Below are 12488 nucleotides of genomic sequence, written 5' to 3' on the forward strand. Positions count from 1 at the left end.
CCGCGACCCGCATCAGGAAGCGGGGACCGGCGAAGGACTGCTTGTTCTCCTCGTGGTCCCGCACCACATGGCAGGTGTCCTGGCACAGGAAGCACTCGATGCACTTGCGGAACTCCTGCGAACGCCCTACGTCCTCCTGCTGCATCCGGTACTCGCCCGGACCCAGATCCGGCGGCGGCACGAAGGAGGCCACCTCACGGGCCTTGGTGTAGTTGTACGACACGTTCGTGACCAGGTCCCGTACCACCGGGAACGCCCGCAGCGGGGTGACCGTGATCGTGTCCGTACGGCTGAAGACGGACATCCGCGTCATGCACAGCAGCCGGGGCCGCCCGTTGATCTCCGCGCTGCACGAACCGCACTTGCCCGCCTTGCAGTTCCAGCGCACCGCCAGGTCCGGAGCCTGCGTCGCCTGCAGCCGGTGGATGATGTCGAGGACGACCTCGCCCTCGTGGACCTCGACGTGGAAGTCCTCCAGCCCGCCGCCGTCGATGTCGCCCCGCCAGACCCGGAAGTGCGCCTGATAGCTCGTGCCCGCGCTCGCGCTCGTCGCGTCCGGCGCGCCGCCCGCTTGCGTCTCCGCGCTCATTCGGTGGTCAGCTCCTCGTCCGTCAGGTACTTGATCAGCTCGTCCTTCTCGAAGAGCTCCAGCAGATCCGGGCGGATCGCCGGCATGTCGCGGCGGTGCAGGTCGATGCGGCCGCGGTCGGCGCGTTCGGCGGCCTGGCCGGGCTCGGCGGACGCGTCGAGCGAGACGGGCTCCTCGGCCAGCGTGCAGACCAGATTCGAGCGCCGCCACTGGCGGTCCATCGCCGGGTAGTCGTCGCGGGTGTGGCCGCCGCGCGACTCCGTACGGGTCAGCGCGGCACGCGCCACGCACTCGCTGACCAGCAGCATGTTGCGCAGGTCGATCGCCAGGTGCCAGCCGGGGTTGAACTGCCGATGGCCTTCGACCCCCGCGTACGTCGAGCGCACCCGCAGCTCCGAGAGCCGCTCCAGCGCCTGCGTCATCTCCTCGTCGCGGCGGATGATGCCGACCAGGTCGTTCATGGACTGCTGCAGGTGCTGGTGGAGGGTGTACGGATTCTCGGCCGGTCCGCCGTCCGGTACCTCCTCCGCGCTGAACGGGCGCAGCGCCTCCGCCGCGGCCTCGTCGATCTGTTCCTCGCTGATGGTGCCCTTGTCGACCGCTGCCAGTGCCGCCGCGTACCGGGCGGCGTGCAGTCCGGCGCGCCGGCCGAAGACCAGCAGGTCGGAGAGGGAGTTGCCGCCCAGCCGGTTGGAGCCGTGCATGCCGCCGGCGACCTCGCCCGCGGCGTACAGCCCCGTGACGCCGACGGCCGCGGCCGTGTCCGGCTCGACGTCGACGCCGCCCATCACGTAGTGACAGGTCGGCCCGACCTCCATGGCCTCGGCGGTGATGTCCACGTCCGCCAGCTCCTTGAACTGGTGGTGCATGGACGGCAGCCGGCGCCGGATCACCTCTGCCGGCATCCGGGTCGAGACGTCGAGGAAGACCCCGCCGTGCGGGGAGCCGCGGCCGGCCTTCACCTCGGAGTTGATGGCGCGGGCGACCTCGTCGCGGGGGAGCAGCTCGGGCGGGCGCCGGTTGTTCTCCGGGTCCTCGTACCAGCCGTCGGCCTCGGCCTCCGTCTCGGCGTACTTCTCCTTGAAGACGTCCGGGACGTAGTCGAACATGAAGCGCTTGCCCTCGGAGTTGCGCAGCACCCCGCCGTCGCCGCGCACCGACTCGGTGACCAGGATGCCCTTCACCGACGGCGGCCAGACCATGCCGGTGGGGTGGAACTGGACGAACTCCATGTTGATCAGCGAAGCGCCCGCGAGCAGCGCCAGGGCGTGCCCGTCGCCGGTGTACTCCCAGGAGTTGGAGGTCACCTTGAAGGACTTGCCGATGCCGCCGGTGGCCAGGACGACCGCCGGCGCCTCCATCACGAAGAAGCGGCCCGACTCGCGCTCGTAGCAGAACACCCCGGAGACCCGCTCTTCCCCCGCGCCGTCGGGCGACTTGAGGATGCGGGTGACGGTGCACTCCTGGAAGATCTTCAGCCGGGCTTCGTAGTCACCGAACTCCTTGAAGTCCTCCTGCTGGAGGGCCACGGTCTTCTGCTGGAGCGTGCGGATCAGCTCCAGGCCGGTGCGGTCACCGACGTGCGCGAGGCGCGGGTACTCGTGGCCGCCGAAGTTGCGCTGGGAGATCCGGCCGTCCGCCGTACGGTCGAACAGCGCGCCCCAGGTCTCCAGCTCCCACACCCGGTCGGGAGCCTCCTTGGCGTGCAGCTCCGCCATCCGCCACTGGTTGAGGAACTTCCCGCCGCGCATCGTGTCGCGGAAGTGAACCTCCCAGTTGTCCCCCGGGTTGGCGTTGCCCATGCTGGCGGCGATGCCGCCCTCGGCCATCACCGTGTGCGCCTTGCCGAACAGGGACTTGCAGATCACCGCCGTACGCAGACCCTGCTCACGTGCCTCGATCGCGGCCCGCAGCCCGGCGCCGCCCGCGCCGACGATGACGACATCCCACTGCTGGCGTTCGACTTGCGTCATGTGTGGTGCATCCCTCTCGAAGAAGCGTGGTCAGAACAGCTGCGGATCGGTGAAGGCACCGATCGCCAGCAGATACACGTAGAAGTCGGCGGCTGCCACGCTGATCAGCGACGCCCACGCGAGCTCCATGTGACGGCCGTTGAGCTTTCCGACCATGCCCCACATGCGGTAGCGCACCGGATGCTTCGAGAAGTGCTTGAGCCGTCCGCCGACGATGTGCCGGCACGAGTGGCAGGAGAGGGTGTACGCCCAGATCAGCGCGATGTTGATGAGGAAGACCACGGTGCCCAGGCCCATGTGGCCCCACTCGTAGTCGGCGTTGCGGAAGCCGAGCAGGGTGTCCCAGGAGAGGATGAGCGCGACCAGGACGGCGGCGTAGAAGAAGTACCGGTGGATGTTCTGCAGGATGAGGGGGAAGCGCGTCTCACCGCTGTAGCTCTTGTGGGGCTCGGCGACCGCGCAGGCCGGGGGAGAGGCCCAGAAGCCGCGGTAGTAGGCCTTGCGGTAGTAGTAGCAGGTGAGACGGAAGCCCAGCGGGAAGATCAGCACGATCAGCGCGGGCGAGATACCCCACCACTCGCCGAACAGCGCCCAGTTGGGGCCGCCCCGCATCTCCGCGCAGTTGTCGGCGAGGCAGGGGGAGTAGAAGGGCGAGACGTAGGGCGCCTCGTAGTAGTCGGCGTTCGCGAAGGCCCGCCACGTCGAGTAGACGACGAAGAGGAACAGGCCGAGGGCGGTGACCGCGGGAGCGAGCCACCAGCGGTCGGTGCGCAGGTGCCGCTCGGCGATGGCGGCGCGGGTGCCCGTACTTACGCCGCCGGTGCCGGTCGTGCCGGGATCCGGGCCGGTGCTGCCCGTACTGCTCGTATTCGGTTGGGGTTGGGTGCCAGTGGCCAACGGTTTTCTCCGGTAGGGGGGCGACTTGTCAGGTGGGGCGGTGTCCCGAACTCACTCGGCTCGGCCGTGCGGCGCTCACGGAGCGTGCCGGTCCTTCGCGCCCACCCCCTCGTCGTCGACGTCCGACCACAGCCCGTGGTCGTAGGGCTTGTCCGGGATGGTGACCATCTCGGGACGCGCGGAGCTCGGTGCCCCGGCGCTCGGCGAGGCGGCACGCAGCAGTGCCAGTGATTCCCGCAGGTGTTCCGCGTCGCTGCGCACCCGCCGGATCTCCAGCCCCCCGCCACCGACGTGCTGCTCGAGCCGGTTGACGGTGTGGGTGAGTTCGTCGAGGCAGCGCTGCGCGGCCGTCAGTTCGTCGTGCAGTGACGTCTGAGGAGACATGACGTGCCCACCTCCGTTGGTGGTGACGGCTGGCATGGTGTCCAGGACCGGCTCGCGTGACCATATGCGTTGGCGAGTGTCGCGCGTCACGCTCCTCCTTGTGAAGGGCGCTGCACGGGTTTACCTCGTGCGGGGCATGATCACCAAGCCGGGTCACCCGGATGGGCGACCCGGCGGCCCACCCGGTGCTCAGAGCATCAGCCGCCAGTCCTGGCCGACCAGGTCGTGACCGAAGGCGTGGTGCCGCTCCTCCTCAACCAGCTCGAAGCCGGCGCGCTGATAGATGCGGCGGGCGGCCGCCAGTACGTCGTTGGTCCACAGCACCAATTCCCGGTAACCCGCGGCGCGGGCGAAGTCGACGCAGGTCTGCACGAGGCGGTCGCCGATGCGATGGCCCCGCGCGCTCGGGTCGACGAGCAGCAGCCGCAGCCGTGCCGTTTCCGGGGCGCTGTCGCTCACGCACATCACGCTGCCCGCCCTGCTGCCGTCGAGCTCGGCCACCCACGCCGCCTCACGCGCCGGATCGTGGTCCGCCGCGAACTCGGCGACGATGCGGGCGACGAGCGCCTCGTAGCTCTCGTCCCAGCCGAACTCGGCGGCGTAGACCGACCCGTTGCGCTCGATCATCCAGCCAAGGTCGCCGGGGCGGGGCGCCCGCAGCCGCACCCGCTGGGCGCGGGCCGGTGCGCCGTCCTCGAGGCCGGTGTCCGCCAGGACGGTGCGGGCCGTGCGCAGGGCCCGCTCCAGCGAGGCCAGCTCCTTCTGAGGTATCCGGGTCAGCAACGACTCGACCGCTCCCGTGGAGCGCTCCTCCAGCAGGTCCGCCGCCTCCCGGCCGCGAGCGGTCAGCTCTACGCACTGCCGCCGGGCGTCCTGCGCCGAGGGTCCGCGGCCGACCAGTCCCTGCTCCTCGAAGCGCGCGAGCATCCGGCTCAGCTGCCCGCCGTCGATGGACAGCGCGGAGCGCAGATCGGCGGCGTCGGTCCGCGGTGCGTGCACCAGTTCGTAGAGCACCCGCGCCTCGGTGAGCGTGTAGGGGGTGTGCAGGTGGCGGCTGTAGTCGAGCGCGCCGATGAGATTCGTGTAGAAGCGGTTGAACGCCCGGATCTCCTGAACGGTCCGAGTCTGCTGAGTCTGCTGAGCGGGCACGGGGCCACCCCCATTTCATTGACTCAGTCAAGGGTATCGCCATCCCTGCTCCGCACGGGTGGCGTGCCGCACGGACCGGCCGTGCCTCCGCGATCCGGGGCGGGCCCTCCACTTCAGTGGGGCCATAGATGTGATGAGACGCCTATGCCGCCGAACGTGTACATGCGGGCCTGCGCGTAAGCACGCTTCGTCCGCGGACAGCCCCGGAGGTCCAGCCATGCCAGCCGTGCCCACCCTCGACGCCGCTGCCCGGCGTTCCCTCGCACTTCTCCTGGCCGGTGCGCTGCTGCCACTCGCCGGGTGCACCGCCACCGACGACGCTCCTTCCGCGGACGGGGGCGGCACCGGCTCCTCCCGGGACGTGCCCCACCTCGAACGGGACCAGATCGCCTCGGGCGGCACCCTGCGCTGGGCCGTCAACGAGGTGCCGCGGACGCTCAACGCCTTCCAGCCCGACGCCGACGCCGGCACGGACAGGGTCGCGGGGGCCACGCTGCCCGCCCTCTTCACCCTCGACTCCGCCGCCCGGCCGCAGCTCAACCCCGACTATCTGGAGTCCGCCGACATCACCCGACGGGAACCCCGGCAGACCGTGGTGTACAAGCTCAATCCCAAGGCGGAATGGAGCAGCGGGCGGTCCATCGGGGTCTCCGACTTCAAGGCGCAGTGGAAGGCGCTGAGCGGCAGGCACCGCTCGTACGAGGCCGCGCGGAACGCGGGCTACGACCGGATCAAGAAGGTGACCAGAGGGGCGGGCGCCCACGAGGTGAAGGTCGTCTTCCGCAAGCCGCTGGCGGACTGGAAGGCGCTCTTCACGCCGCTCTATCCGAAGTCCGTGATGGGCCGCGCGGGCGACTTCAACCACGGTGCCCGTACCTCACTGCCCAGCTCCGCCGGGCCCTTCCGGGTCAAGGGGATCCACGAGGGCGACGAGTCGGTCAGGCTCGTACGGAACAAGCGCTGGTGGGGCGATCGGGCCAAGCTCAAGCGGATCACCCTGCGCGCCGTGCCGGGTGACCAGCGGAAGGCGGCGCTGAGGCGGGGAAAGCTGGACCTGGCCGAGGTGGACGTCTCGGCTGTCCGCCGCATCGTCGCCGCCCGCGAGGGGGGCGGGCCGGGTGGCGAGGACGCCAAGGGCAACAAGGGCAACGCCAAGAGCGACACCGGGCGCGCCGCGCGGAAGCCGGCGAAGAAGGCGGACCGGAGCCTGCGTCACTTCGCCGTACGGCAGGCGTTCGACCCCGCCTACACCCAGCTCGCCCTCAACGGCGGCGCCGGTCCTCTGGCCGATGAGCGCGTACGCCGTGCCGTCGCCCGGGCCATCGACCGGCGGGCCCTGGCCAAGCACGCGCTCCGCGGCACCGGGCTGCCCGTCAAGCCGCTCGGCAGCCACCTGCGGATGGCCGACCAGGACGGGTACGCGGACAACAGCGACGCGCTCGGCGACCAGGATGTGGAAACCGCGCAGTCGCTGCTCGCCGAGGCCGGCTGGAAGGACGACGCGACGCGGCCGAACTCCGGCAACGCCGACGCGAAGAAGTCCGAGGACCGCAAGGGCGACAGGAAGGACGGGAAGGACGGGAAGGACGAGAAGCGCGGCCAGGGCGGCGAGGGTCGCGGGACGAAGAACGGCGACCACGAGGACCGGGCCGGGGCAGCGCTCCGGCCGCACACCGCCGCCGAGGCCGCGCGCCTCAACGACCGGCCGCTGCTGCTCGCACCGAACACCACCGGACAGCGCGCGGCGCTCCTCTCCCAGGCCGCGCACCTGCAACTGCGCACGGCGGAGAAGAGCGAGTCCGAGCGCAAGCTGAGCAAGGCCCGCGACGACCTCAGGAAGGCCGAGCGGGCCCGTGCCCACGCCGACGAGCTGCGACTGCTCTCCGGCGGGGCGACGGTCGTACGGATGCGGCAGGGCAAGCCGCTGACGCTCCGTTTCGTCCTCCCGGCGGGCCCCGGCTCGGAATCGATCAGAGCCACCGGTAAGCGGATCGCGAAGTCGCTGAACCGCGTCGGCGTCCGTACCCACATCAAGGAGGTCGCCGACCACCGCTACTTCGAGGACCACATCGCCTCCGGCGACTACGACATGGCCCTCTACTCGTGGCCCGGCACCGCCTACCCCGCCACCGACGCCCGCCCGATCTTCGCCAAGCCTGAGGCGGCCGCAGACGGGTCGCTGCTGGTGGAGCAGAACTACACCCGGGTCGGCACCAACCAGATCGACCAGCTCTTCGACCAGGCGTCGAGCGAGCTGGACGACGGCGCGCGCAACGATCTGATCAGGCGCGCGGACGCCCGTATCTGGGCGGCGGCCGGATCCGTGCCGCTCTACCAGCGGCCGCAGCTGGTGGCGGTGAAGGACAGCATCGCCAACGCGGGCGCCTTCGGTTTCCAGACGCCGCGCTACCAGGACATCGGCTACGAACGGTAGCCGGACTCGCACGCTGGGTGAGCGGGTGGAAGGATGCGTGGCCGGGCGGAAGACTGCGCGGTCGGGTGCGCGAGTGCGGAAATAGGTCGTAGGGTGGTCGGCCCTTACCATGGTTGACGAGGCCGCGGCGAGATCAGCCCCGGCAGGGCGCGTGACCGGCACCGACGCACCGCGCCCCACCCACGATTCGGGAGAAGCGCCGCTAGCATGCCCACGCGCCATGACATCCGCAACGTCGCCATCGTCGCCCACGTCGACCACGGCAAGACGACCCTGGTCGACGCCATGCTCAAGCAGGCCGGTGCGTTCGCCGCGCACCAGCTGGAGTCGGTCGACGACCGCATGATGGACTCCAACGACCTGGAGCGCGAGTAGGGCATCACCATTCTCGCCAAGAACACCGCGGTCAAGTACCACCCCAAGGGCAGTGACGAATCCGTCACCATCAACATCATCGACACCCCCGGCCACGCCGACTTCGGTGGTGAGGTCGAGCGCGGCCTGTCCATGGTTGACGCGGTCGTGCTGCTGGTCGACGCCTCCGAGGGCCCGCTGCCGCAGACCCGGTTCGTGCTGCGCAAGGCACTGGACGCCCGGCTTCCGGTCATCCTCTGCATCAACAAGACGGACCGGTCCGACGCCCGCATCGCCGCGGTCGTCGACGACACCTACGACCTCTTCCTGGACCTGGACGCGGACGAGGAGCAGATCGAGTTCCCGATCGTCTACGCGTGTGCACGGGACGGCGTCGCCTCGCTGACCCAGCCCGCGGACGGCAGCGTACCGGCCGACAGCGACAGCCTCGAACCCTTCTTCACCACCCTGCTCGAGACGGTGCCCGCTCCCGTCTACGAGGAGAACGCGCCGCTCCAGGCCCACGTCACCAACCTCGACGCGGACAACTTCCTCGGCCGCATCGCCCTGCTGCGGGTGAAGGGCGGCACGCTGAAGAAGGGCCAGACGGTCGCCTGGATGAAGCGCGACGGCACCGTGCAGAACGTGCGTGTCACCGAGCTGATGATGACGGACGCGCTGACCCGTAAGCCCGCGGAGGCCGCCGGACCCGGTGACATCTGCGCGGTCGCGGGCATCCCCGACATCATGATCGGCGAGACCCTCGCCGACCCCGAGAACGCGGTCGCGCTGCCGCTCATCACGGTCGACGAGCCCGCGATCTCGATGACGATCGGCACGAACACCTCGCCGCTGGTCGGCAAGGGCGGCAAGGGCCACAAGGTGACGGCCCGGATGGTCAAGGACCGGCTCGAGAAGGAGCTGGTCGGCAACGTCTCCCTCCGCGTCCTGCCGACCGAGCGCCCCGACACCTGGGAGGTGCAGGGCCGTGGCGAACTGGCGCTCGCCATCCTGGTGGAGACCATGCGCCGGGAGAGCTTCGAGCTGACGGTCGGCAAGCCGGAGGTCGTCACGCGGGAGATCGACGGCAAGCTGCACGAGCCCGTCGAGCGGATGACCATCGACGCCCCCGAGGAGCACATGGGCTCCATCACGCAGCTGATGGCGACCCGCAAGGGGCGGATGGAAACGATGACCAACCACGGGTCGGGCTGGATCCGGATGGAGTGGCTCGTGCCCGCGCGCGGGCTGATCGGCTTCCGTACGGAGTTCCTGACCGAGACCCGTGGCACCGGCATCGCGCACAGCCTCTTCGAGGGCCACGAGCCGTGGTTCGGGGACCTGCGCACCCGTCGCAGCGGCTCGCTGGTCGCGGACCGGTCCGGTTCGGCGACCCCGTTCGCGATGATGAACCTCCAGGAGCGCGGCACGATCTTCATCGAGCCGGGCACGGAGGTCTACGAGGGCATGCTCGTCGGTGAGAACTCGCGCTCCGACGACATGGACGTGAACATCACCAAGGAGAAGAAGCAGACCAACATGCGAGCTGCGGCCGCCGACACCACCGAGAACCTGGTGCCGCCGCGGAAGCTGTCGCTGGAGCAGGCCCTGGAGTTCTGCCGCGAGGACGAGTGCATCGAGGCGACGCCGGAGACGGTCCGCATCCGGAAGGTCGTCCTCGACCAGAAGGCCCGCGGCCGGGCCGCGTCCCGCGCCAAGCGCTGACCGCGCACAGCTCCACCCGGTCGGATCGCGTCGGCCCCTCTTCATCAGCCTCCCGGCCGATGAAGAGGGGCCGTTCCTGTTGCCGGCCGGTACCGCCGTTACCGCTGCTTCTCGCCCGCGCAGGAGGGGCGTTCCGGCATCCGGGGGTTTCTCCGCGTGCCATCCACGGAGGCCCGTCGGGGCATCGCTATGAAAATGCGAAAAGGGTGTTATCTGGTCGCCAGGGCATCGTTGGGACGGTACCGAGGAGGCACCTCATGCGCGGAACCACGCGTGTCACGTGGGCATTCGGCTGTGCGACGGTCGCCGCCGCCCTGGCCTCCGCAGGGTGTGCCGCGGGAGGTACCGCGAGCGGTTCCGGTTCGGCGGACGGTGTGGTGCGGGCCTTCTGGACCGACCCGCAGAACCCGCTGGAACCCGCCAACACCAACGAGGTGCAGGGCGGCAAGGTCCTGGACATGACCTTCCGGGGACTCAAGCGCTACAACCCCGGGACCGGCGACGCGGAGAACGCGGTCGCCGAGTCGATCACGACCAAGGACCAGCAGAACTTCGACGTCACCCTGAAGAAGGGCTGGAAGTTCTCCGACGGAACGCCGGTCAGGGCCGAGTCCTTCGTCGACGCCTGGAACTACGGCGCACTGGTCACCAACAAGCAGGTCAGCTCCTACTTCTTCGAGTACATCGACGGCTACGACGACGTGCACCCCACGGACGAGAGCGCCAAACCCAAGGCGAAGACCATGTCCGGGCTGAAGGTGACCGGCGACCGCACCTTCACGGTGAAGCTCAACCAGAAGTTCTCTCTCTGGCCCGACACGCTGGGCTACGCCGCCTTCGCGCCGCTGCCGAAGAAGTTCTTCACGGAACACGACAGCTGGCTGAAGAAGCCCATCGGCAACGGCCCGTACAAGGTGGACTCCTACACCAAGGGCCAGGCCATGAGGCTGTCGGTCAACAAGGAGTACGCGGGCGGGGACAAGCCGAAGAACAAGGGTGTGGAGCTGAAGGTCTACACCGACCAGAACACCGGCTACACCGACCTGCAGGCCGGCAACCTCGACGTGTTCGACGAGTTGCCCGCAGGACAGCTCAAGAACGCGAAGAAGGACCTCGACGGCCGGTACATCAACCAGCCGGCGGGAATCACGCAGACCATCTCCTTCCCGCTCTACCAGAAGGAGTGGCAGAGCGAGAAGGCGAAGCAGGTCCGGCACGGCCTGTCGATGGCGATCAACCGTGAGGAAGTCACCGAGAAGATCTACCAGGGGACCCGTACGCCCGCCACGGACCTCACTTCGCCGGTGCTCAAGAAGTCCGGCGGCTACAAGCCGGGACTGTGCGGCGAGACCTGCACGTACAACCCGAAGAAGGCGAAGAAGCTGATCGAGGACGCCGGCGGGCTGCCGGGCGGCAAGGTCACTCTCACCTCGAACGTCGACACCGGCTCACACCGGCAGTGGATGGACGCCGTCTGCAACAGCATCAACAACGCGCTCGACAAGAGCGGCGCGTGCAGCGTCAATCCGGTGCCGACCTTCGGTGAATTCCGCAAGGACATCGCCGGCAAGAAGCTGAAGAGCATGTTCCGCACCGGCTGGCAGATGGACTATCCGCTGATCCAGAACTTCCTTCAGCCGCTCTACTTCACGGACGCCTCCTCCAACGACGCGAAGTACTCCGACAAGCGCGTCGACAAGCTCATGGACGAGGCGAACGCGGCCGGGGAGGCCGAGGCGGTCAGCAAGTTCCAGCAGGCCGAGAAGATCGTGCTGGAGGACCTCCCCGCCATTCCGCTCTGGTACCAGGACGGCAACGCGGGCTATTCGGACAGGGTGAGCGGCGTCAGGCTCAACCCCTTCTCGGTACCGGTGTTCACCGACATCAAGGTCAAGTGAGAGGCTGAAGGCCCGTGGGGCGCTACGTCATCAGACGCCTGCTCCAGATGGTCCCGGTGTTCATCGGGACGACGTTCCTCATCTTCGTGATGGTGTACGCGGTCGGCGACCCGGTCAACGCCATGTTCGGCGACCGGGCCCCCGACCCCGCCACAGCCGCCCGGCTGCGTGCCGAATTCCACCTCGACAAGCCCGTGTGGCAGCAATACCTGCTCTACATGGGCAACATCTTCACCGGGAATTTCGGCAACGCGTTCAACGGCCAGCCCGTCACCGAACTGCTGCGCAGCGCCTTTCCGATCACGCTGCGGCTCGCTCTCATCGCCATCGTCTTCGAGGTCGTCGTCGGCATCGTGCTCGGTGTGATCACCGGGCTGCGGCGCGGCCGTCCGGTCGACAGCTCGGTGCTGATGCTGACCCTGGTCGTGATCTCCGTGCCCACCTTCGTCACCGGCACTCTCGCGCAGTACCTGCTGGGGGTGAAGTGGGGCTGGATCCAGCCGGCCGTCTCGCCCGCGGCGCCGGTCGGTGAGCTGCTCCTGCCGGGGCTGGTCCTCGCGCTGCTCTCGCTGGCCTACGTCACCCGGCTCACCCGTACCTCCATCGCCGAGAACGCACGCGGCGACTACGTACGCACCGCGCTCGCGAAGGGGCTGCCGCGCTCCCGGGTGACCGTGCGGCACCTGCTGCGCAACTCACTCATCCCCGTCGTCACCTTCCTGGGCCTGGACGTGGGCAACCTGATGGCGGGCGCGCTGGTCACCGAGCGGATCTTCAACATCCAGGGCGTCGGCTTCCAGTTGTGGCAGGGCATCGTGCGGCAGAACTCGCCGACCGTCGTCGGCTTCGTGACGGTCCTGGTGATCGTCTTCCTGCTCGCGAATCTGTTCGTCGACCTCCTCTACGCCGTGCTCGACCCGAGGATCCGCTATGTGTGAACCCAACAGGCGTGAACCGACCAGGCGTGAACCGACCAGGCGTTGCGACCATGGCTGAGCAGGCCCCGGAGAGCCCGCAGCCAGCGCCGTTCACCGCCGACGGGGCGCCGGTGCCGGCCGTCGGCGTGGGCGCGGGCGGCGCTGCAC

At 69.1% G+C, this 12488-nt stretch carries 8 protein-coding genes and 1 pseudogene; 4 read left to right on the plus strand and 5 right to left on the minus strand.

Translation table 11 applies throughout. From position 1 onward, the window contains the following. The 5 genes from ACRDP3_RS22855 to ACRDP3_RS22875 all read right to left on the minus strand — a co-directional run. Positions 1 to 589, minus strand: a 589-nt coding sequence (locus tag ACRDP3_RS22855) for a succinate dehydrogenase/fumarate reductase iron-sulfur subunit (RefSeq protein ID WP_431518876.1), incomplete at its 3' end; no start/stop codon positions are given. Next, positions 586 to 2562 (minus strand): fumarate reductase/succinate dehydrogenase flavoprotein subunit, encoded by a 1977-nt coding sequence (locus ACRDP3_RS22860; protein WP_431518877.1) that lies wholly within the window; start codon positions 2560 to 2562, stop codon positions 586 to 588. The genes ACRDP3_RS22860 and ACRDP3_RS22855, both read right to left, overlap by 4 nt. A 30-nt stretch (positions 2563 to 2592) precedes the next feature. Beyond that, positions 2593 to 3459 carry a hypothetical protein gene (locus tag ACRDP3_RS22865; RefSeq protein WP_431518878.1) on the minus strand — a complete coding sequence of 289 codons (867 nt, stop codon included), beginning with the start codon at positions 3457 to 3459 and terminating at the stop codon, positions 2593 to 2595. 75 nt (positions 3460 to 3534) lie between these two features. Then, complete coding sequence (locus tag ACRDP3_RS22870; RefSeq protein WP_431518879.1) at positions 3535 to 3843, minus strand: hypothetical protein; 309 nt, start codon at positions 3841 to 3843, stop codon at positions 3535 to 3537. A gap of 189 nt (positions 3844 to 4032) precedes the next feature. After that, positions 4033 to 4992: a bifunctional helix-turn-helix transcriptional regulator/GNAT family N-acetyltransferase gene (locus ACRDP3_RS22875; protein ID WP_431518880.1), complete on the minus strand. Its 960-nt coding sequence runs from the start codon at positions 4990 to 4992 to the stop codon at positions 4033 to 4035. A gap of 217 nt (positions 4993 to 5209) precedes the next feature. On the opposite strand from ACRDP3_RS22875, the gene ACRDP3_RS22880 reads away from it, so the two are divergent. The 4 genes and pseudogenes from ACRDP3_RS22880 to ACRDP3_RS22895 all read left to right on the plus strand — a co-directional run bounded on the left by ACRDP3_RS22880 (position 5210) and on the right by ACRDP3_RS22895 (position 12341). Continuing rightward, a complete protein-coding gene (locus ACRDP3_RS22880) occupies positions 5210 to 7426 on the plus strand; it encodes an ABC transporter family substrate-binding protein (protein WP_431518881.1) in 2217 nt (738 codons plus the stop codon). 207 nt (positions 7427 to 7633) lie between these two features. Beyond that, positions 7634 to 9505, plus strand: a pseudogene (gene typA, locus ACRDP3_RS22885) (translational GTPase TypA). Between the two features lie 257 nt (positions 9506 to 9762). Next, complete coding sequence (locus ACRDP3_RS22890; RefSeq protein WP_431518882.1) at positions 9763 to 11403, plus strand: peptide ABC transporter substrate-binding protein; 1641 nt, start codon at positions 9763 to 9765, stop codon at positions 11401 to 11403. Between the two features lie 14 nt (positions 11404 to 11417). Continuing rightward, entirely contained in the window at positions 11418 to 12341 is a 924-nt protein-coding gene (locus ACRDP3_RS22895) for an ABC transporter permease (RefSeq protein ID WP_431518883.1), read from the plus strand. Positions 12342 to 12488 lie beyond the last annotated feature (147 nt).

The organism is Streptomyces sp. (genome assembly GCF_050698815.1).
GTDB lineage: Bacteria > Actinomycetota > Actinomycetes > Streptomycetales > Streptomycetaceae > Streptomyces.